Annotated in this window: 20 protein-coding genes and 1 pseudogene; 16 read left to right on the forward strand and 5 right to left on the reverse strand. The window is 64.4% G+C overall.

All coding sequences use genetic code 11. From position 1 onward, the window contains the following. Positions 1-11: 11 nt before the first annotated feature. From VGO12_RS26465 to VGO12_RS26495, 7 genes are all read left to right on the forward strand, one after another. Positions 12-1,007: a DUF58 domain-containing protein gene (locus VGO12_RS26465; RefSeq protein ID WP_327515689.1), complete on the forward strand. Its 996-nt coding sequence runs from the start codon at positions 12-14 to the stop codon at positions 1,005-1,007. A gap of 2 nt (positions 1,008-1,009) precedes the next feature. Continuing rightward, a complete protein-coding gene (locus VGO12_RS26470; RefSeq protein ID WP_327515690.1) occupies positions 1,010-1,537 on the forward strand; it encodes a DUF4381 domain-containing protein in 528 nt (175 codons plus the stop codon). Next, positions 1,524-2,528, forward strand: coding sequence for a VWA domain-containing protein (locus VGO12_RS26475; protein WP_327515691.1), 1,005 nt, complete (start codon positions 1,524-1,526; stop codon positions 2,526-2,528). The genes VGO12_RS26470 and VGO12_RS26475 overlap by 14 nt, the downstream gene beginning before the upstream one ends. Continuing rightward, positions 2,525-4,099: a VWA domain-containing protein gene (locus tag VGO12_RS26480; RefSeq protein ID WP_327515692.1), complete on the forward strand. Its 1,575-nt coding sequence runs from the start codon at positions 2,525-2,527 to the stop codon at positions 4,097-4,099. Before VGO12_RS26475 ends, VGO12_RS26480 begins: the two co-directional genes overlap by 4 nt. Beyond that, complete coding sequence (locus tag VGO12_RS26485) at positions 4,096-5,469, forward strand: hypothetical protein (RefSeq protein ID WP_327515693.1); 1,374 nt, start codon at positions 4,096-4,098, stop codon at positions 5,467-5,469. The genes VGO12_RS26480 and VGO12_RS26485 overlap by 4 nt, the downstream gene beginning before the upstream one ends. A 278-nt stretch (positions 5,470-5,747) precedes the next feature. Then, a complete protein-coding gene (locus tag VGO12_RS26490; protein ID WP_327515694.1) occupies positions 5,748-6,320 on the forward strand; it encodes an L-2-amino-thiazoline-4-carboxylic acid hydrolase in 573 nt (190 codons plus the stop codon). After that, on the forward strand, positions 6,310-7,563 hold the full coding sequence (locus VGO12_RS26495) for a Zn-dependent hydrolase (RefSeq protein ID WP_327515695.1): 1,254 nt from the start codon (positions 6,310-6,312) through the stop codon (positions 7,561-7,563). The genes VGO12_RS26490 and VGO12_RS26495 overlap by 11 nt, the downstream gene beginning before the upstream one ends. 268 nt (positions 7,564-7,831) lie before the next feature. Here VGO12_RS26495 and VGO12_RS26500 read toward each other — a convergent pair whose 3' ends face one another. Further along, entirely contained in the window at positions 7,832-9,061 is a 1,230-nt protein-coding gene (locus VGO12_RS26500; protein WP_327515696.1) for an ROK family transcriptional regulator, read from the reverse strand. A 229-nt stretch (positions 9,062-9,290) separates the two neighbouring features. Here VGO12_RS26500 and VGO12_RS26505 point away from each other — a divergent pair, with 229 nt between their 5' ends. The 6 genes from VGO12_RS26505 (at position 9,291) to VGO12_RS26530 (ending at position 15,474) form a co-directional block, all read left to right on the forward strand. Further along, entirely contained in the window at positions 9,291-10,529 is a 1,239-nt protein-coding gene (locus VGO12_RS26505) for an extracellular solute-binding protein (protein WP_327515697.1), read from the forward strand. Positions 10,530-10,701: 172 nt separating this feature from the next. Beyond that, on the forward strand, positions 10,702-11,586 hold the full coding sequence (locus tag VGO12_RS26510; RefSeq protein ID WP_327515698.1) for a sugar ABC transporter permease: 885 nt from the start codon (positions 10,702-10,704) through the stop codon (positions 11,584-11,586). Then, a complete protein-coding gene (locus tag VGO12_RS26515; RefSeq protein ID WP_327515699.1) occupies positions 11,586-12,431 on the forward strand; it encodes a carbohydrate ABC transporter permease in 846 nt (281 codons plus the stop codon). The genes VGO12_RS26510 and VGO12_RS26515 overlap by 1 nt, the downstream gene beginning before the upstream one ends. Positions 12,432-12,436: 5 nt before the next feature. Continuing rightward, positions 12,437-13,453 (forward strand): SIS domain-containing protein, encoded by a 1,017-nt coding sequence (locus VGO12_RS26520; RefSeq protein ID WP_414650779.1) that lies wholly within the window; start codon positions 12,437-12,439, stop codon positions 13,451-13,453. A 3-nt stretch (positions 13,454-13,456) separates the two neighbouring features. Continuing rightward, positions 13,457-14,392 carry a PfkB family carbohydrate kinase gene (locus VGO12_RS26525; protein ID WP_327515701.1) on the forward strand — a complete coding sequence of 312 codons (936 nt, stop codon included), beginning with the start codon at positions 13,457-13,459 and terminating at the stop codon, positions 14,390-14,392. Further along, on the forward strand, positions 14,389-15,474 hold the full coding sequence (locus tag VGO12_RS26530; protein WP_327515702.1) for a sn-glycerol-3-phosphate ABC transporter ATP-binding protein UgpC: 1,086 nt from the start codon (positions 14,389-14,391) through the stop codon (positions 15,472-15,474). Before VGO12_RS26525 ends, VGO12_RS26530 begins: the two co-directional genes overlap by 4 nt. Before the next feature lie 79 nt (positions 15,475-15,553). Here VGO12_RS26530 and VGO12_RS26535 read toward each other — a convergent pair whose 3' ends face one another. From VGO12_RS26535 to VGO12_RS26550, 4 genes are all read right to left on the reverse strand, one after another. After that, positions 15,554-16,324, reverse strand: coding sequence for an amino acid ABC transporter ATP-binding protein (locus VGO12_RS26535; protein ID WP_327515703.1), 771 nt, complete (start codon positions 16,322-16,324; stop codon positions 15,554-15,556). Positions 16,325-16,331: 7 nt separating this feature from the next. Continuing rightward, a complete protein-coding gene (locus VGO12_RS26540) occupies positions 16,332-16,994 on the reverse strand; it encodes an amino acid ABC transporter permease (RefSeq protein WP_327515704.1) in 663 nt (220 codons plus the stop codon). Between the two features lie 5 nt (positions 16,995-16,999). Beyond that, on the reverse strand, positions 17,000-17,662 hold the full coding sequence (locus tag VGO12_RS26545) for an amino acid ABC transporter permease (RefSeq protein ID WP_327515705.1): 663 nt from the start codon (positions 17,660-17,662) through the stop codon (positions 17,000-17,002). A gap of 77 nt (positions 17,663-17,739) precedes the next feature. Further along, positions 17,740-18,579, reverse strand: coding sequence for a transporter substrate-binding domain-containing protein (locus VGO12_RS26550; protein ID WP_414650780.1), 840 nt, complete (start codon positions 18,577-18,579; stop codon positions 17,740-17,742). Positions 18,580-18,739: 160 nt separating this feature from the next. On the opposite strand from VGO12_RS26550, the gene VGO12_RS26555 reads away from it, so the two are divergent. The 3 genes and pseudogenes from VGO12_RS26555 to VGO12_RS26565 form a co-directional block, all read left to right on the forward strand. Then, positions 18,740-19,798: a D-TA family PLP-dependent enzyme gene (locus VGO12_RS26555; RefSeq protein ID WP_327515706.1), complete on the forward strand. Its 1,059-nt coding sequence runs from the start codon at positions 18,740-18,742 to the stop codon at positions 19,796-19,798. 343 nt (positions 19,799-20,141) lie between these two features. Next, positions 20,142-21,143: a sulfate ABC transporter substrate-binding protein gene (locus tag VGO12_RS26560; protein ID WP_414650785.1), complete on the forward strand. Its 1,002-nt coding sequence runs from the start codon at positions 20,142-20,144 to the stop codon at positions 21,141-21,143. Positions 21,144-21,259: 116 nt separating this feature from the next. Next, positions 21,260-21,426 (forward strand): annotated as a pseudogene (locus tag VGO12_RS26565) (molybdate ABC transporter permease subunit); the annotation flags it as partial.

A 21,426-nucleotide genomic window follows, 5' to 3' on the forward strand; every position in this document is an offset into this window, starting at 1 on the left:
GAGGTTTGCCGATGGCCTTTTCCCTGCCCGCCCTCGCCCGCACCCGTGGCATCGCCAGAAAGCGCACGACAGAAACGACCGGCGTCTATACCTCCGTCGACGCGCTGGTCAGCCTCGAGGCGATGGCCCGCGACCTGACGTTCCTGAACAAGGCGCCCGTGAGCCGGCTGCTTGCCGGTCGCCATGAATCGCGCATGCGCGGCCGCGGCCTCTCGTTCGAGGAGCTGCGCAACTATCTGCCGGGAGACGATATCCGCACGATCGACTGGCGGGTGACGGCGCGCACCGGCAAGCCGGTCGTGCGTGTCTACGACGAGGAAAAGGATCGTCCGGCGCTGATCCTCGTCGACCAGCGCATCAACATGTTCTTCGGCAGCCGGCGCGCCCTGAAGTCGGTCGCGGCGGCCGAAGCCGCAGCACTCGCCGCCTGGCGGGTGCTTGCGCTCGGCGACCGCGTCGGCGGCTTCGTCTTCGGCGACGAGACGGTCGCCGAAGTGCGCCCCTATCGCAGCCGCGAAGCGGTGATCCGGCTTGCCGACAGCATCGTTCGCTACAACACGGCACTTGAGGCCGGCTCGCAGGCGCCGCATGGCGCCGAGCGGCTCGATGCCGTGCTGACAACGGTCGCCAACATCGCCCGCCACGACCACCTCGTCATCGTCATCAGCGACTTCGACGGCTACAGCCTCGAAACGCGCGACATGCTCCTGAAGCTCTCGGTGCACAACGACGTGATCGCCATCCTGATCTACGACCCGTTCTTGCTCGAACTGCCGCGCAAGGGTGAAATGGTCTTGAGCGGAGGCCTGCTTCAAGCCGAGGTGCAATTCGGTCACGGCAACACCCGCGATGCCATCGACAGCTTTGCGCGCAAGCGCGGACGCGCGTTGCGCGCCTGGCAGGAGGAACTCGGCCTGCCGATGCTGCCGATTTCGGCGGCCGAGGACGTCGCGCCGCAGCTGCGCACCCTGCTTGGCCAGCTTGCCAGCCGGCAGCGGAGGCGTTGACGATGGCAACGGCCGCCCCTGTCAAAGACCCCCTGCTTGACGCCGCCCTTCGCGGCCTTGCCGACATCGCCCTGCCGCCCCCCGTTTCGATGCTGCCGCAAACCTTGGGCTGGGGCGTGCTCGCGGGCCTCGTTCTGCTCGCGATCCTTGTCGCGCTCTGGCGCTGGTACCAGCGTTGGGAAGCCAATCGCTACCGCCGCGAAGCGCTCGCCGACCTCAGGCAGATCGAGGCGCGGCTCGCCGCGCCCGCGACCCGCGGCGCAGCCCTCACCGCGCTACCCGTGCTTGTAAAGCGCACCGCCCTTTCTGTCTGGCCGCGCGAAACCATCGCCGGGCTGCACGGCACGGGCTGGACAGGCTTCCTCGATGCCCATTCCGGCGGCCCGGTGTTTCCGATCGCCTCGGCGCGGTTCTTCGAGGAGGCCGAGTATCGCGGCACCGCGGCACTTGACGCAATTCCGGAAACGGAGGCGCGCACCTACGTTGCCGCGGCTCGGCATTGGATCGAGGCGCACCATGTACGTGCTTGATCACGCCTGGGCACTCATCCTTTTGCCGCTGCCGCTCATCGTCTGGTGGCTGCTGCCGCCGTACCGCGAGCAATCGGCTGCCGTGCGCATGCCCTTCTTCAAGGACATCACGGCCGCGGCAAATCTTGGCCCGACCGAGGGCTCGGTCGTTCCGCGGACCAATATCGGCCAGAAGGTGATCGCGCCCATCTGCTGGGTTTTGATGATCCTGGCGGTGGCACGCCCGCAATATGTCGAACCGCCGATCGAGAAGACCGAACCGCAGCGCGACCTGATGCTGGCGATCGACCTTTCGCAGTCGATGGACACGCGCGATTTTCGCGATCCCGCAGGCAATCTCCAGACCCGCGTCGACGCGGTTCGAAAAGTGGTCGCCGACTTCATCGACCGAAGGCCCAATGATCGCCTCGGTCTGATCGCCTTCGGCGATGCCCCCTACCCACTGGTCCCCTTCACCCTCGACCACAAGACCGTCCGGCTGATGTTGGCCGACAGCCTGCCCGGCATGGCGGGGCCGCGCACCGCCGTCGGCGACGCGATCGGGCTCGCGATCAAGATGTTCGACGCGAGCAAGGCGCCGGACAAGGTGATGATCCTGTTGACCGACGGCAACGACACCGCCAGCAAGATGCCGCCGGACAAGGCCGCCGACATTGCCGCCGACAAAAAGGTGGTGATCCACACGGTCGGGATAGGCGACCCCAATGCGCAAGGGGAGCAGAAGCTCGACACCGCCGCCCTGCAGGGCATCGCGACGGCAACGCATGGCCGATACTTCTTCGGCCAGGACCAGGCGAGCCTTCAGAACATCTATCAGCTGCTCGACCAACTGACGCCGGCCAATCAGAAAACGCTCTCCTGGCGGCCGCGCATCGAGCTGTTCTACTATCCGCTCGGCCTGGCGCTTGCGATCGTGCTTTCCTATCACGCCGGCATGTGGCTCGTCTCCTCGCTTGCCGACCGTGAGCGGCGGCAGGAGGACGCGCCATGATCTCGGACTTCCACTTCCTTCGTCCGCTCTGGCTGCTGGCGGTCCTTGCCGCCCCCCTGCTCGTCTTTCTCGTCAGCCGGCGGTCGGACGTTCGCTCGCAATGGCAGAACATGATCGCGCCGCACCTGCTCGATCACCTGCTGATCGAAAAAGGCGCCAAGCGGCGCTTCCAGCCTGTTCACGTCACCGCGGCCATGATCGCCGTTGCGGCGATCGCGGCGGCCGGCCCGACCTGGCAACGCGAAAAGCCTCCCTTCGTCGAGGACACCGCACCGCTGGCGATCGCCGTCGATCTCAATGCGACCATGAACGCCACCGACATCTCGCCGACCCGGCTCGAACGCGCCAAGCTCAAGGTCCAGGATATCCTCAACCTCAGAAAGGGCTCCCGCACGGCGCTCTTTGCCTATGCCGGCTCGGCACACATGGTCCTGCCGCTCAGCGACGACGCGTCGCTGGTCAAAACCTACCTCGCAGCACTTTCGCCGGCGATCATGCCCGTCGATGGCAAGGATACCGCAAAGGCGCTTGAGGAAATCGAGAAGGCCCTTGCGAACGAAACGGTGCCGGGCACGATCCTGTTTTTGACCGATGGCGTCGAACGATCGGCCTTTCAGGCTTTTGGCCAATACCAGGGCCGCAATGCGCTGATGGTGCTCGGCATCGGCACCGCTGAGGGCGGGCCGGTCAAGACGGCCGACGGCGGCTTTCTGACCGACGCGACCGGCGCGCATGTGCGCGCGAAACTCGATGTCGACGGCCTGAAGGCGCTGCAGTCCGCCTCCAAGGCCGAGGTTGCGACCGTGACGTCAGACGATGCCGACGTGCGCTGGATCATCCGTCGCATCCAGACGAACTTTGCCGCCAAGACCGCCGAGGGCCTCACACGCTGGCACGATGCCGGCTGGTGGCTGACGGTCCCGATCGCGCTCATTGGCCTGTTCTGGTTCCGCCGTGGCTGGACGGTGCGCTGGGCCGTCTATGTCGTCGCCGCGACAATGACGATGGCAAGCAGCGACCGGGCAGCCGCGGCCGACAATCGTTTCGTCGATCTGTGGCTGACACCGGATCAGCAGGGGCGTCGCGCCTTCGAGCACGGTGACTTTGCGGGCGCCGGCGACCACTTCGACGATCCGGCCTGGCGCGGCGCCGCCCTCTACCGCGCGGGTCGCTACCAGGATGCGATCGATGCCTTCGCCGAGGCCGAAACGGCCGAAAGCTACTACAACCAGGGCAACGCGCTTCTGCATCTCGACAAGGTGGACGAGGCGATCGCCGCCTACCAGCAGGCGCTGAAGCGCCGCCCCGATTGGCCGGACGCCAAGAAGAACTTGTCGATCGCGCAGAAACTGAAAGCCGACAAGGACAAGCTGGAACAGGATGCGCAGCAGGAACAGGCGGGCATAGACCCGGACGAAGTGCAGTTCGACGACAAGGGCAAGAAGGGGACCGAGGCGACGGTAAAGGGCGGACCGCAGACGGCCGACATGTGGATGCGCAACATCCAGGTCTCGCCGGCCCAACTGCTCGCCCGAAAGTTCGCGATCGAGGCCAAGGAGACGACGCCATGAGCGCCGTACTTGCCATATTGCGGCTGACCGTCTGGATGATCGGCCTCACCTTCGCGTTCGCGGGCGTGTCTGCGGCGGCGGATCCCTTCGCCCGTGCGACGCTCGCGACCAAGGGCACGATCTATGCCGGGCAGCAGGTTGAGGTCGACGTCGACGTCTTCGTGCCCAACTACTTTCTTTCGCCGCCGCAGTTTCCGCTTTTCGACATTCCCGGCGCCGTGGTCACCATGCCGGATGATCGCGGCCTGAACCTGAACGAGACCGTCAACGGCGACGATTTCTCCGGCATCCGCAAGACCTATGTGATCACGCCCCAGGCGGCGGGAGACTACGCCCTGCCAAAGGTTGAAATCCCCTTCGGCTACGCAGCCGTGCCCGGCCAGACGAGCCAGGGCAAGGTCACCGTGCCGGCCCTGACCTTCACGGTTGCCGCGGTCCCAGGCGGCGCCGGCAGCGCGCCCGGCGTCACCGCTGGGGAAATGACGATCGCCCAGACCTTCGACAGGGACCTGGGGGGCCTACACACGGGCGACGCCCTCGTGCGCACGGTGACGATCCGTGCCACAGGCGTGGCGCCGATGATGATCCCCGTGCCCGCCTTCGATGCGCCCGAGGGGGTGCAGGTCTACGGGCACGACCCGGTCTTGTCCGAAGAGCGCACATCGCGTGGCGAAATCACCGCCGGACTGCGCAAGGACACCGCCACCTATGTCTTTTCCAGGTCCGGCGCCTTCGTTCTCCCAGCGATCACAGTCGAGTGGTTCAACCCGGCCTCCGGCAAGACCGAGATGGCCAAGGCGGACGAAGCGAAGATTACCGTTGCTGCGGCATCAGTCGAGGCGGACCAGTCCCTTGCCCCGCCCGCACCACCGCCCGCCAGTACGCCGATCGACTGGCTCTGGTGGGGCGGCGCTGCAGCAGCCGTACTCGGCGTTGGGCTTCTGATCCAGCTCGCGGCCAACCTGTTCGGCCGGCTTGAAGCATGGATGGAGAGGGTGTTGGCACGGCGCGCCCAGTCGGAGGCAACCGCCTTCCGCCATGTGCTTGATGCCTGCCGCGAACACGATTCGGCACGCCTGGAGACAGCACTCGACGCCTGGTCGCGCAAATCCGGCAATCTGCCGCTGTCGCGCTGGCTCGACAGTTTCGCCGATGTCGAAACGAAGGTCGCCTTCGCCGGTTTTCGCCAGAGCCGCTACGCGGCGGCCGGCGCGCGACACAAGCGGCCTGACCTCCCGGCGCTGCGGGTTGGCCTCAAGGCGGCGCGACAGCGCTGGCTGGAGGCGGTGTCGGGCGACGGCGACGCGATGGCGGGTGAATTGCCGGTTCTCAATCCGGTACTCGAGGCGTCGTCGCGGCCTGGCATTTGACGGGTCCGACGAACGGCTTCGGACGCCATCGCCGGCTCGCTTCGCCGTTGCGCATGTCAGGCTGCAGAGGATGCGCTCTCTTACGTTTTCCGGTTTCTCGGCACCCGCCGGACGCCGGCAGATCGAACCGCACGATTTGTTTCGACAAAATGCCAAAAACCCGCAAAATATTTGCATCGCGAAAGCTGCTTGCGGCAGAGATTTGCAACACACAGGCTTTGCCGGCGTAGTATCCTCCCGATGTTTGGTCCGCCTGAGGGCGGACAGGGAGGCATTCCATGGAAAAGACGGACACCCAGGACATCGAAACCACATCGCGGGCGGCGATGGATGGCGAGATCGGCATTCTCGCGCGCCGCCGCATCGAGGCCGGCATTATCGCGCCGATCTACGAGGCGATGCGCGAGGAGATCGGCGAGGAGCGGGCGCAGGCGATCCTCGACAAGGCAATTACCAAGGCTGCGATCGAAGCGGGCCGGACCTTTGCGGCCAAGACGCCGGGCGGGACCAGTCTTCGCACCTTCCAGGAATTGCAGGACCTCTGGACGCAGGACGACGCGCTTGTCATCGAGGTGACGAAGGCGACGGACGAGGAATTCCATTACAATGTGAAGCGCTGTCGCTACGCCGAGACCTATCGGGAGATGGGGCTCGGCCATATCGGGCACCTTCTGTCATGCAACCGCGACGGGGTCTTCTGCACCGGCTACGATCCACGGATCACCCTTGAACGCACCCAGACGGTGATGCAGGGCGCGACCCATTGCGACTTCCGCTACACGCTCAACAAGACCGCGCCCGAACAATCGGAAGCGGAACAGCCGGAAGGGGTCAGTCGAAATGAGCGCTGATCCCTTGCGCGCCGGGGAGCGGCGCAGCAACACGCCTCAGACCAATGGCGACCGGCTGTGGAACGACATCGTCGGAACGGCACGCTTCGGCGGCGCCGAGAATGGCGGTGTCACCCGCCTGACGCTTTCGGACGAGGACCGGCAGGTGCGCGACTGGTATGTTTCCGAGTGCCGCGGTCTCGGCTGCACGATCGAGATCGATGGCATCGGCAATATCTTTGCGACGTATCCCGGCGAGGACATGTCGCTGCCGGCGATCGCCGTCGGCAGCCATCTCGACACCCAGCCGAAGGGCGGCCGGTTCGACGGCATTCTCGGGGTGCTCGCGGGCGTCGAAGTCCTGCGCACGCTGAAGGAAAGCGGGACTCGCCTGCGCCATCCGCTGACCGTGGTCAACTGGACCAATGAGGAGGGCTCGCGCTTCTCGCCGGCCATGATGGGCTCCGGTGTTTTTGCCGGCGCGCTTTCGCTTGATCGGGCGCACGCGCTTGCCGACCGCGAAGGCACCACCGTCGGCGCAGCCCTCGACGCCATCGGCTATCGCGGCGAAGCCGATGGCGGACCGGCCGCCTTTGCGGCCTATGTCGAACTCCATATCGAGCAGGGCCCCCTGCTCGAAGCCTCGGCGACCGAGATCGGCGTCGTCACCGGCGTCCAGGGCGTTCGCTGGTTCGACGTCGAGATATCAGGAACGGAGGCGCATGCCGGCAGCACGCCGATGGCGCAACGCGACGACGCACTCGTCGCCGCCGCCGAAATCGTGCTGGCCGTGCGCGACATCGCCCGCCAGAATCCACCCGGTGTCGGCACCGTCGGTTTCGCCGAGGTTGGCCCCAATTCGCGCAATGTCGTTCCCGGCAGCGTCGGTATGCAGATCGACATGCGCCATCCGTCCGAGGCGGGTCTCGACCAGATGCAGGCGGCCCTGGAAGAGACGGTGCGAACAGTCGGAGCAGGGGCGGACCTGAGACACGTGTGGTCAAAGGCTCCCGTCGTCTTCGATCCGCCGATCGTCGAAGCGGTGCGCGACAGCACGGAAGCGCTCGGCTTCTCGGCCACCGACATCGTTTCCGGCGCCGGTCATGATGCCGCCCACATCGCGACGGTCACACCGACGGCAATGATCTTCGTGCCGTCGAAAGACGGCCTGTCGCACAACGAGGCGGAGTACACGTCGCCGGAGGAATGCGCGCGCGGCGCGCAGGTCCTGCTCCAGACGATCCTCGAGCTTGATCGCCGCTGACGGCCGGCTGCCGTTGGAAGATGCAGGGAAAGCGCCTGCGGCAGTGCGACTGTCGCGGGCGCGCGTCATTTTCGGTTTGGGTCGAAGGCTCAGCCGCGCGCGCGGAATCGAGCTGTGCGTGCTCCTCCTCCTCCACCTGCTGCGCCTTGAGATAGCTTTCGATCAGCAGCCGGTACTCTGACCTCGGTTCGCGCCCTGCTCGATTTTCTGGCGGCCGAATATGCGCACCTGTCGCGCCTGGACGAACCGGGGACCTGACGGAGAGGAACTATGCCGTTGCGTGCTCGCGAGTCTTCAGGATTGCCTGGAAGCGCGGGTCGAAGGTGCGGCTGATCGGCTCCGCCGCAGCGCCGATCGCCACCGCCCAGGGGTCGGTAAAGCCGATCTGCAGGCGGGGAAGGACGCGGTCGCGCCGCTCGGCGATCGACGGCAGGAGCGGCATCATCGCCTCGACAAGAAGCCGCGCAAGCCCGGCGGGCAAGCCGCCGCACAGGATCACGGTCTGCGGGTCGAAAATCGTTTCCAGCGCCTGGACCGCCGCACGCATCTCGAAGGCGGCCGCCTCGATCCATCGGGTCAGCCGTTCGTGCGGACGCGCGACCGCAGCATCGATGTGCGCATAGAGATCCGGATCGGCCGGGTCGAGTTCGAGCAGCTTGCACAGCGAGGCGATCGAGGCGCGGTGTTCGAGCGGCATGCGCTCGGCCGAGGCTGCCCCCAGCGGCCGGCTGAGGATCATGCCGATCTCGCCGGCATTGCCGTTGGCGCCGCGGTAAAGTTCGCCGTTGAGGATCAGGCCGGCGCCGAGACCATAGCCGAAATAGATGCAGATCGCCTGGTCGACGCCGTGTGCCGCCCCGACCATACGTTCGGCGGTCGCGGCCGCCGCCGCGTCGTTCTGCAGGCCGACGTCAAGCCCGGTTCCGGCGGCAAGGGTTTCGAGCAGCGGAAAATTCTGCCAGGCGGCCATCATCCAGGGGTCGTCGGCATCGGCCTCGACGCCGAAGGGACCGGGCATCGCCGCCCCCAGCCCGACAAGACGCTCCTCGGACTGCGGCGCGATCGCTTTCAGATCCCGGCGCGTCGTCTCGATCAGGCCCAGAATCGTGCGCACCCCTGTCGCCGGACCGCCGGCAGGCAAATTGGCCTCGCCACGGGTCAGGACCCGCCCGATGAGATCGACAGCGATGGTGCGGGTCACGTGTCGGTCGATCTGAAGTCCGATCGCGAAAGCGCCCTCGGGCACGAGCCGATAGGGTGTCGAAGGCTGGCCGCGACCGTTGCGCACGGCCTCGAGCGATTGCACCAGCCCGTCCCGCTCCAGATCCTCGATGATGTTGGAAACCGTCTGCTTCGTCAGCGCCGTCGCGCGGGCGAGATCAGCCCGGGACAATTGCCCGTTCAACCGCAACGCGTCGATCATGACGCGCCGGTTGTGCGCACTTGTCCCTTCCTGATTGGTCCCGCTCTTCGCCCGGATCAGGCGCATATCATTCATCCACAAACCCCTCTTGACACTGTTAGAATATTGAACAAAAAATAAGTCAAGACAATTGACTTAATGGGGAGCCGAAAAGAGCTCCGGGGGAACGATGGCGATAGCAGAATGCTGTCGCAAGCGCTCCGATTGAATGCCGACAACCGCCCCGAACCGGCGGCTTACTCGCATACGGCGGGCCGAGGAGGCGCGCCGGGACATCTGAAACGCTTGGATATTGGAGGTAGGAATGTTGAAATCCATTAGAACGACACTGCTTTGCGCGACGCTCGCCGGCGTCTCTTTCGCCGGTCACGCGCATGCAGAGACGACGCTGAACGCGCTGTTCATGGCCCAGGCCGCCTATAGCGAGGCGGATGTGCGCGCGATGACCGAGGCCTTCACCAAGGCCAATCCGGACGTGAAGGTCAACCTCGAATTCGTGCCCTACGAGGGCCTGCACGACAAGGCGGTGCTGGCGCAAGGCTCCGGCAGCGGCTACGACGTCGTGCTCTTCGACGTGATCTGGCCGGCCGAATACGCCACCAACAAGGTGCTCGTCGACGTCACCGACCGCATCACCGACGATATGAAGTCCGGCGTCCTGCCCGGCGCCTGGACGACGGTCGAATATGACGGCAAGCGCTATGGCATGCCGTGGATCCTCGATACCAAGTACCTGTTCTACAACAAGGAAATCCTGGAAAAGGCCGGCATCAAGGCACCGCCGAAGACCTGGGACGAGCTTGCCGAGCAGGCGAAGGTCATCAAGGACAAGGGCCTGCTTGCAACCCCGATCGCCTGGAGCTGGTCGCAGGCGGAGGCCGCGATCTGCGACTACACCACGCTCGTCAGCGCCTATGGCGGCTCCTTCATCGACGGCGGCAAGCCGGCGTTTACGTCGGGCGGCGGTCTCGACGCGCTCAACTACATGGTGACGAGCTACAAGTCCGGTCTCACCAACCCGAACTCCAAGGAGTTCCTGGAAGAGGACGTGCGCAAGGTGTTCCAGAACGGCGAAGCCGCCTTCGCCCTCAACTGGACCTACATGTACAACCTCGCCAACGATCCGAAGGAAAGCAAGGTTGCCGGCAAGGTCGGTGTCGTGCCGGCACCGGGTGTCGCCGGCAAAAGCGAAGTCTCGGCCGTCAACGGCTCGATGGGTCTTGGCGTCACCACCACCAGCAAGCATCCGGACGAGGCCTGGAAATACATCGTCCACATGACCTCGCAGCAGACGCAGAACGCCTATGCCAAGCTCAGCCTGCCGATCTGGGCCTCTTCCTATGAGGACGCCAGCGTCACCAAGGGCCAGGAAGAGCTGATCGGCGCTGCCAAGCTCGGCCTTGCGGCCATGTATCCGCGCCCGACGACGCCGAAGTACCAGGAACTTTCGACGGCCCTCCAGCAGGCGATCCAGGAAGCGTTGCTCGGACAGGCTTCGGCCGAGGACGCGCTGAAGACGGCAGCCGAAAACAGCGGCCTTTGAGCCGCCCTCCCAAGCCCCGGGCGGCCAGCCGCCCGGGGACCGCGGGATCGATCCACGGTGCGCCGCGTACCACAAGATTGCAATCGGATGCATGATCCGCACGGGGTCGATGACGACTTGAGGCGGGATGCGTTAGCATGACGGGCCCGAAGGCCCGAGAGGTTTCCAACTTATGTCCGGCACCTGGATATCAACGCGCGCATGGCTGCTCATGCTGCCGCTGCTGGTGGTCATGACTGCGGTCATCGGCTGGCCGCTGATCGATACGGTCAGGCTGTCCTTCACCGATGCCAAGCTCGTCGGCACCGAAGGCGTCTTCGTCGGCCTCAACAACTACGCAAAAGTGCTCGGCGGCTCGAATTTCCAGCGCGCGCTGTTGACGACGACCTGGTTTGCGGTTGTCTCGGTCACCGCCGAAATGGTGATCGGTGTCCTGGCGGCCCTTCTGCTCAACCAGCAATTTCGCGGACGTACGGCGCTTCGCGCGCTGATGATCCTGCCCTGGGCGCTGCCGACTGTCGTCAACGCCACGCTCTGGCGCCTGATCTACAATCCGGAATATGGCGCGCTCAACGCCGCCCTCACGCAGATCGGCCTGATCGACAGCTACCGTTCCTGGCTCGGCGAGCCCAGTTCGGCGCTGACGGCGCTGATCATCGCCGACTGCTGGAAGAATTTTCCGCTGGTCGCGCTGATTGCGCTCGCCGCCCTTCAGGCGGTGCCGCGCGACATCACCGCCGCTTCGCTTGTCGACGGCGCCGGGCCGATCAACCGCTTCCGCTACGTGATCATGCCCTATCTCGCAGGCCCATTGCTGGTCGCCCTGGTCCTGCGCACGATCGAGGCCTTCAAGGTGTTCGACCTGATCTGGGTGATGACGCGCGGCGGACCCGCCAACAGCACCCGTACCTTGTCGATCCTCGTCTATCAGGAGGCATTCTCCTTCCAGCGCGCCGGATCAGGCGCGTCGCTGGCGCTGATCGTCACGCTGCTCGTCACCGTGCTTGCCGTCGCCTATGCAGCGATGGTGCGCAAAGCTGCAGGAGCGTCATCCTGATGGAACGCCAGAGCCCACTTTTCACCGCCTTCGTCTACGCCTCGGCGCTGTTGCTGGCGGCGGTCATTCTCGCTCCGATCCTCTGGCTCTTCGTCATGAGCATCTCGTCGGCAGCCGACCTCTCGACGAAGCCGCTCAACTGGTGGCCGAACGAGATCGACCTGTCGCGCTACCGGCTACTGCTGTCGACCATCGAAAACAGCGCCGGTGCGTCGTTCACCGCCTCGCTCGTCAACAGCCTGAAGGTTGCAGGCATGGCGACGCTGGCGGCCATCGCGGTCGCCATTCCGGCCGCCTGGGCGGTCTCGCGCACGCCTGACGTCTCCTGGTCGCTTTATGCGGTGATCGCCACCTACATGCTCCCGCCGGTGGCACTCGCCGTCCCGCTCTATATGGGCCTTGCCTATCTCGGTCTCCTGAACTCGGTGTTCGGGCTGGCGCTGGTCTACCTCACGATCCTTGCACCCTTCACCACCTGGCTCTTGAAGTCCGGCTTCGATTCCATCCCGAAGGAAATCGAAAGCGCGGCGATGATCGACGGTGCGCGTCTCGACCAGATCCTGAGGCTCATCACCCTGCCACTCGCGGCACCGGTCATGGCGACATCGGCGCTCTTTGCCTTTCTGCTTGCCTGGGACGAATTCTTCTACGCGCTGCTCTTTACCTCGGACCTGCGCGCAAAAACCCTGACGGTTGCCATTTCCGATCTCGCTGGCGGCCGTGTCTCCGATTACGGCCTGATCGCAACCGCCGGGGTGCTTGCCGCCCTGCCCCCGGTGCTGATCGGCCTCGTGATGCAACGTGCCCTGATCTCCGGGCTCACCAGCGGCGGCGTCAAAGGATGAAAACCATGCTTCCCACGGAACGCCCGGAAGGGCTCGTCGCAATCGACCACGAAATGGCGCGCCAGGCGTCCGATGCCATTGCCTCCGTCCAGCAGTCGGGCGCGATGGCGGCAAGGATCGCCGCCTCGCTGAGGGCGACCGGCAAGCTGCTGCTGCTCGGCATGGGTGGCTCGCATGCCGTTGGCCGCGCCCTTGAGCCGCTCTATCGCGACCACGGCATCGATGCCGTCGCCCTGCCGCTCTCCGAACAGCTCGGCCAGCCCCTGTCGATCGACGGCAAGACGATCCTTGTAACGTCGCAGTCGGGCGAAAGTGCCGAAGTCCTGCGATGGTTCTCAGAGACCAGCGGCGCCACGCCGCACACCTTTGGCCTGACGCTGGAGGGCAACTCGTTCCTTGCCAAAAGCGCGCCATCACTCGTCGGCGTCGGCGGCACCGAAAAGGCCTTTGCCGCCACCCGTAGCCTGACGATCAGCTTCGCGCTTCACCTCTCCATTCTTGCGGCACTCGGCGACGATCCGGCCGATGCCCTTCAGGCGCTCGCGGCACCGCAATCACCCGATACGACAGCAGCCCTCGCGGCTCTGAGCAATGTCCGGTCCGTCGTCACGTCAGGTCGCCGGCTGCAGGGGCTGGCCGAAGCAATCGGGCTCGGCCTGACGGAGCTTTCCCGTTTGCCCTGCTTCTCGCTCGAAGGCGGCCAACTCCGGCACGGGCCGATGGAAATGCTGGGGCCTTCGGTCGGCGTCGTGCTTTTCCGTGGCGCCGATGCCACCGCCGCGCTGGTGCGGGCCATGGCCGTGTCCGCCGCGGAAGCCGGCTCGCCGGTGGTGGTCTTCGATGCCTCGGGCGAGGCGCCGATCGAAGGCGTCACGACGATTTCCTTCGCACCCGCCTGGGGCATGGCCGCGATCTTTGCCATGCTGCCGGTCGCGCAGTCCTTCATGATCGCCTTTGCGGCGGCCCGCGTCGAAAATGCCGGCACGCCGGTGCGCTCGACCAAGATCACCCGGAGCGAATAAACGATGCGTCCCCTTGTCGTGGTCGGCAACGCCAATGTCGACCTCATCCTCGGGCCTGCAGCCCCCTGGCCAAAGGCCGGCACCGAAATCATCGTCGATCACGACGAGTTGCGCGTCGGCGGCTGCGCCGGCAACAGCGCGCTTGCCTGGGATTCCCTCGGCGTCGACTACGCAATCGCCGCCAATGTCGGCAATGACCAGTTCGGCACGTGGCTGAAGGAGGCTTTTCCCGAGCGCTCAGGGTCGTGGCCCGTCGAGAATGTCGGCACCACGCTGTCGGTCGGCATTACCCATCCCGATGGCGAGCGGACCTTCTTCACCACCCGCGGGCACCTGCCGCTGCTGACCTTCGACGAAGTGCGCGCGATGCTCGATGGCGAAAAACTGCGTGGCGGCTACGCGCTTCTGACCGGTTCGTTCCTGACCGACGCGCTGACCGCGGACTACGACCGGTTTTTCGGCTGGGCCGACGCGCACGACATCGCGGTCGCGCTTGACACCGGCTGGCCGCTCGACGGCTGGACCGAGGCAAATTGCGCCGCGACCATCCGTTGGTTGAAGCGCTGCCGGCTGGCGCTGTTCAACGAGGTCGAAACGACCACTCTGACCGGCCTTTCTGATCCGGCCGAGGCGGCGCGCGAACTGAAGGCGCATATGCCCGAAGGCGCGATCGTCGTCGTCAAGCGTGGGCCGCACGGTGCGATCGCCGTCGACGCCGAAGGCAAGCTCTCCTCCGCCGCGGCGCCATCGGTCACGGTTGTCGACACGATCGGCGCAGGCGACGTCTTCAACGCCGGTTTCCTGGCGGCGCTTGCCGCCGGCATGCCGCTTTCCGCCTCACTCAGAACCGGCGTCACGATCGCCTCCGAAGCGATCTCCACCCTGCCGCGCAGCTACGGCAAACCGCTTTCGTCCTACCTCCAGGAGACCGGCGCATGAGCGCTCTTGCCATAGAGAACATTCACAAGCGCTACGGCGAGGTCGAGACGCTGAAGGGGATCGACATCGACCTCGAGAGCGGCGAGTTCCTGGTGCTGCTCGGCTCGTCCGGATGCGGCAAGTCCACGCTGCTCAACATCATCGCCGGACTTGCTGAACCGTCCGGCGGCGACATCCGGATCGGTGAACGCTCCATTCTCGGCGCGCATCCGAAGGATCGCGACATCGCCATGGTGTTCCAGTCCTATGCGCTTTACCCCAATATGAGCGTCGCGCGGAACATCGGCTTCGGTCTTGAAATGCGCAAGGTTCCGTTGGCCGAGCGTGAGAAGGCCGTTGCCGAGACGGCAAGATTGCTTCAGATCGAGAACCTGCTTCAGCGCAAGCCGAGCCAGCTGTCGGGTGGCCAGCGCCAGCGCGTCGCGATCGGCCGGGCGCTGGTGCGCAATCCGCAGGTCTTCCTGTTCGACGAACCGCTGTCCAATCTCGACGCCAAGCTGCGCATGGAGATGCGCACCGAGCTGAAGCGCCTGCACCAGATGCTGAAAACCACCGTCGTCTACGTCACCCACGACCAGATCGAGGCGATGACGCTCGCAACCCGCATCGCCGTGATGCGTGACGGGCGGATCGAGCAGCTTGGCACGCCCGAGGAAATCTACGACCGCCCCGCCACCCTTTATGTCGCCGGCTTCGTCGGCTCGCCGCCGATGAACATTCTCGAGGCGACGGTTTCAAAGGGCCAATTGACCGTTGACGGCGACAGCGAGCCGGTCACGCTGCCAACCCGCTTCAGCGGCCTCGTCACCGAGGGTCAGCGCGTCAAGGTCGGCATCCGTCCGGAAGCGCTGCGCCTCGCAAGAGGCGATGCGAGTGGACCGCAACTCAAGGCGCGTGTCGAAGTGGTCGAGCTGACGGGTCCCGAACTCGTCACAACGGCACGCATCGGCGAACAGCGCATCACCGCCTGCCTGCCCCCACGCAGCGCCGTCTTGGCCGGCGAAGATCGCACATTCTCAGTCGATTCCGACGTCCTGCATCTGTTCGATCCGGAAAGCGGCCGGTCGCTCGCCAAGGATTGACCCGACCGGACCGATCCTACAGAGAACGGGCCGTCGCGGATACGACGGCCCGTTCGCGCACAGGCGTGCTATGCGCGCTTCAGTTGAACGACGAACTCTTCAGGAATTCCGCCAGCCGCTCGGTCTGCGGCTTGACGAACATTTCCTTCGGATTGCCCTCTTCGCCGATGCGCCCCTGGTTCATGAAGATCACCCGCGTCGAGACCTCATAGGCAAAGCGCATCTCGTGGGTGACGAGCAGCATGCTCATGCCGTCTTCGGCGAGCCCCTTGATCACCTGCAGCACCTCGTTGACGAGCTCGGGATCGAGCGCCGAGGTCACCTCGTCAAACAGCATCAGCTTCGGGTTCATGGCGATCGCGCGGGCGATTGCGACACGTTGTTGCTGGCCACCCGAAAGCTGGCCCGGGTAGTGGTCCATGCGCGACAAAAGCCCGACACGATCGAGCCATTTCTCGGCGACGGCGCGCGCTTCGTCGCGTGCCATGCCGCGCACCTTGACCAGGCCGAGCATCACGTTCCGGGCAGCGGTCATGTGCGGAAACAGGTTGAACTGCTGGAAGGCCATGCCGGTCATCGCCCGCTGGCGGGCAATTTCCTTCTCCTTCTTGCGCCGGCGCACGCCAGCCACTGTCTCGTAGCCGATCTCCTGGCCGTCGATGCGGATCGAGCCGCCCTGGAACTCCTCCAGCATGTTGATGCAGCGAAGCATCGTCGTCTTGCCGGAGCCGCTAGAGCCGATGATCGAGATGACCTCGCCCTGCGCCATGGTGCAGTCGACGCCCTTCAGCACCTCGACAGTGCCGTAGCGTTTGTGGAGATCGCGGATTTCAAGCAATGTCTGGGTCATCGCAGCCTCAGGATGGAACAGCGGTCTTGCGTTCGACGTAACAGCCGAAACGCTCGATGCTGTAGTTGATGACGAAATAGAGGAAGCCGGCGAAGAAGTAGAATTCGAGGCTCATGAAGGTCCGCGAGATCAGCTCCTGGGTCCGCAGCAGCAATTCGGCGACGCCGATGATCGACAGCAGCGTCGAGGCCTTGACCATCTCGGCCGCCGTATTGACCCAGGCAGGCAGCGCCTGTCTCAGGGCCTGCGGGCCGAGCACATAGGCAAAGGTCTGCGGGAACGTCAGCCCGATGGCCTTGGCCGCCTCGGTCTGGCCCTTGGGAATGGCCTGCAACGCCCCGCGCACAAGTTCGCCGACATGCGAGCTGCAAAAGATCGACAGCGCCAGGATGCCGGCCTGGAACGGGCCGAGATCGATGCCGATGGTGCTGAGCACATAGTAGCTGGCAAGCACCAGCACCAGCACCGGCGTCCCGCGGATGAAATCCGTGTAGCCGCGCACGATCCACTGCACCGGCTTGTAGCCGTAGGTGAGCGCCAGCCCGACGAAAACGCCGAGCACGGTTCCAACCACGATCGACAGGAGCGAGATCGAGATCGAGACGCCCAGCCCCTTGAGGATGGGTATGCGGGCGATCCACAATTGGTCGAGGAATGCGAGAATATCCATGGCGCTCACCTCGGTACGGACAGACGGCGCTCGGCCGCACGCATCAAAGCGGCAAGCACCGAGCAGGTGGCGACGTAGAGGCAGCTCGCGACGATCCAGGTTTCGATCACCCGGAAGGTCTCGACATTGATCTTGCGCGCCTCGAAGGTCAGTTCGGGAACGGCGATCGCGGCGGCAAGCGAGGTATCCTTGAACAGCGAGATCATCGTGCTGCTCAGGGACGGCAGCACATTGCGCAGCATCAGCGGCAGGATGATCGAGGTGCGGATCTGCATTTCGGTGAGCCCGATCGCCAGCCCGGCCTCCCGCTGCCCCGGCGGCACCGACAGCAGTCCGCCGCGGAACACTTCGGCGAGATAGGCGCCGGAATAGATGGCAAGCGTGAGCACGAAGCTCTCGATCTTGCCGAGCCGCACGCCGAGCTGCGGCAAGGCAAAATAGGAAAACAGCACCAATACCAGGATCGGCGTGTTGCGGATCACGGTCACGTAAAGCCCGGCCGGTTTGCGCAAGGCGATGTTTTTCGACACCAGCCCGAAGGCGGTGACAAGGCCGATCACGCAGCCCACAAGGATCGCCGCAAAGGCGAGGCCGAGGCTGAGCGCCAGACCTTCGAGCAGAAGATCAAAGGAACGCCAGACCGCGGCGAAATTCAGAGAATAGCCCATGGTTTTCAGCCATCCATGTCAAAGGGACAGTGCAGACGACCCCCGCCAGGCGCGGGGGCGTCTTCCGGAAGGGCGGCTTACTTGAATTCGACCGGGAAGCCGATCTGCGGCGGCGTCAGGTCCTTGCCGAACCAGGTCTTGAACGACTTCGCGTAGAAATCGAACTCGACGCCGGTCATGGCCTCGTGCAACGCCGTGTTGACGAAGTTCAGCCAGTCCTGGTCGCCGCGCTTGACGCCGCAGGCATAGGTCTGCGGGTTCCAGCCGTAGCCGGCATCCTTGTAGCGCCCCGGGTTCTGCGTCATGTACCAGGCGAGCGACGACTGGTCGGTCGCAACCGCATCTGCGCGGCCGGATTCCAGTGCCTGGTAGATCAGATCGACGGATTCGTACTGGTCGACGGTCGCCTCCGGCAGGGCCGCATGCACCATCGCCTCGGCATAGACGTTCTGCAGCACCGATACGGTCACCGACGAGCCGGCGCCCTTCAGCGCGGCATAGTCCGCGTACTTGCCATCGCCCTTCAGCATCAGGCCGACGCCTTCGCGGTAGTAGGGAATGGTGAAGGCGATCTGCTGGGCACGCTCGCCGGTCACGGTCATGAACTGGCAGGTGATGTCCACCTTGTTGGTGGTGATGTTCGGAATGCGGGCGTCGGACGACTGGTTGACGTATTCGATCTTGTCGGGATCGCCAAACAGCGCCTTGGCGACGATCCGGCCCATGTCGACGTCGAAGCCCTGCAGCTTGTCGTCGGCGCTCTTGAAATGCCAGGGCGCATTGGTGCTGCCCGTGCCCATCACCAGATGTCCGCGTGCCAGAACCTCGTCGAGCTTGCTCGCCGGCTCCTGCGCCATGGCGGAGCCCGAAAGGGCCATGGCTACGGCGGCAACGCTCGCAAAAACGGTCTTGTTCATCTCAATTCTCCCCTTGTTGGGTTCCCGATTGTTATTCCCTTATTACGGACTGTGATCCTGAATAATGGATTGACCTATCAAGAACCTGAGGTCATATCTTGTCAAGGGCAGTTGAGGTAGTTTCGCCCCGTGCCCGCGCCAGATGAGGAGTTGAGTCGCGATGCCCCTGCCGATCGAAACACCGGCCGTTCTCGTCGACCTCGATGTTGCCAAGCGCAATATCGAGCGCTTCCAGGCCTATGCGAATGAACACGGCATTCGCGTGCGCCCGCACATCAAGACACACAAGCTGCCGCAGATGGCCGAGCTTCAGCTCGATGCCGGAGCCGTCGGCATCACCTGCCAGAAGGTGACCGAAGCCGAAGCGATGGTTAAGGGCAGCGACCGCATCAAGGACGTGCTGATCACCTACAACATTCTCGGCGACACCAAGATGGTGCGGCTCGAAGGGCTCAATGCCCGCGTCGCATTGGCTGTCGTTGCCGACAGCGAAGCGGTCATCGACGGGCTGGCCGCCCACTTCGCCGGCAAGGAGCAGCCGCTGCGGGTTTTCGTCGAATGCAACACCGGCGCCGATCGCTGCGGCGTCAGCAAGCCACAAGAAGCAGCCCAACTCGCCCGCCGCATCGCCGACGCCAAGGGCCTCGTCTTCGGCGGCCTGATGACCTATCCACCTGTCGACGGCGAGGCGAAGGTCCAGGCGTTCATGGGCGAGGCCAAAAAGCTGATCGAAGCCGACGGCATCGCCGTGCCTGTCATCACATCAGGCGGAACGCCGAGCATGATGCACGCCGCCGGCGCGCCGGTTGCAAGCGAGTATCGGCCCGGCACCTATATCTACAACGACCGTTCGCTGGTTTCTCGCGGCGCGGCCCGTTGGGAGGAATGCGCGCTGACGGTGCTTGCGACCGTCGTCTCGGTGCCGTCTGAAAACCGCGCCATCATCGATGCCGGCAGCAAGGTGCTGACCTCGGACCTGCTGGGCCTGACCGGTTACGGCCACGTGCTCGGCCGAAACGACATTCGCATCGACCAGCTCTCGGAAGAACATGGCCGGCTTGTCACCGACGGGCCGATCGGCCTGAAGGTCGGGGACCAGCTGAGAATCGTGCCGAACCACGCCTGCGTCGTCACCAACATGGTCGACGCCATCCACATCGTCGAAGGCGACACGCTCAAGCATGTCTGGCCGGTCGTGGCGCGCGGCCACGTTCTTTAAGAGCCGTCCAGGGTCCATTTCACTCGACAATCTCGGCTTTTCCGGCGGCACTCCTGCCGCCGGAAGGCATTTTGATGAGCGACAGCACCTCGGTGCGATCAGCAGAATCGAAGCCTGTCCACTGGACAGCCGCCACATGCCCTCCATGTTAAGGTCGGGCGCTCGAAACACAGCCTCTGGCGCGGTTGCAGGCAAACCGTTCCGGAAAAACCCGGCAGAACGATAGGACATTTCCCCATAGTGCCCTCTGGCGTCATGCGTTTACGTTGTAGCAGTCGACAAAATTGATAGTTTTATCTGGTAACCAATGGAGGTCGAAATGGTCTTTGGACGAATTACCGGAATGGTGGGACTGGCAATTGTGCTCGGAGGCCTGCAGCTCGGAGCTGCGAGTGTAGCGTTTGCCGACACAACGATCTTGAACGTGTCCTATGACCCGACGCGTGAACTCTACAAGGACTTCAACGCCGCCTTCGCCGAGAAGTGGAAGGCCGATACCGGCGAGACCGTGACGATCCAGACGTCGCATGGCGGTTCCGGCAAGCAGGCCCGCTCGGTCATCGATGGCCTGCAGGCCGACGTCGTGACGCTGGCGCTCGAAGCCGACATCGACGCCATCGCCAAGGAAACCGGCAAGATCCCGGCGGACTGGAAGACGAAGTTCGAAAACAACAGCGCTCCCTACACGTCGACGATCGTCTTCCTGGTGCGCAAGGGCAATCCCAAGGGCATCAAGGACTGGGGCGATCTGGTGAAGCCGGATATCCAGGTGATCACGCCGAACCCGAAGACCTCGGGCGGTGCACGCTGGAACTTCCTTGCGGCCTGGGCTTATGGCCGTTCCGCCAATGGCGGTGACGAAGCGAAAGCCCAGGAATATGTAACGGAACTGTTCAAGCACGTGCCGGTGCTCGACACGGGCGCACGCGGATCGACGACGACCTTCGTCCAGCGCGGGCTTGGCGACGTGCTTCTCGCCTGGGAAAACGAAGCCTACCTCTCGCTCGAAGAACTCGGCCCCGACAAGTTCGAAATCGTCACGCCGTCGATCTCGATCAAGGCCGAACCACCGGTCGCACTCGTTGACGGCAACGTCGACGCCAAGGGCACGCGCAAGGTGGCGGAAGCCTATCTCGGCTACCTCTATAGCGACGCCGGCCAGAAGATCGCCGCCAAGCACTACTACCGGCCGTTCAAGCCCGCAGCCGCAGATTCCGCCGACATCAAGCGCTTCGGCGACCTGAAGCTCGTCACCATCGAAGACTTCGGTGGCTGGAAGGAAGCCCAGCCGAAATTCTTCGGCGATGGCGGCGTCTTCGACCAGCTCTACAAGCCGGGCCAATAAGGCCTGAACCGACGGCGCAGCCGGGCAACCGGCTGCGCCTATCGTCTTGAGGTGCACCGTTCCGTGCCTTTGGCGGATGCGGGCGGATTGTTTCGAAGATTTTCAAGGTAGCGTCATTGACGGAAGCAAAGAAGGTTACCCCCTGGCGGTTTCGCCAGCCGAGTATCTTGCCGGGTTTTGGATTGTCGCTCGGTATCACGCTGAGCTGGCTGGTTCTGATCGTGTTGATCCCGCTGTCGGGGCTGGTGTTTCGGGCAAGCGGCCTTGGCTGGGCCAAGTTCTT

Source organism: Ensifer sp. (assembly GCF_035999135.1).
Lineage (GTDB): Bacteria > Pseudomonadota > Alphaproteobacteria > Rhizobiales > Rhizobiaceae > Ensifer.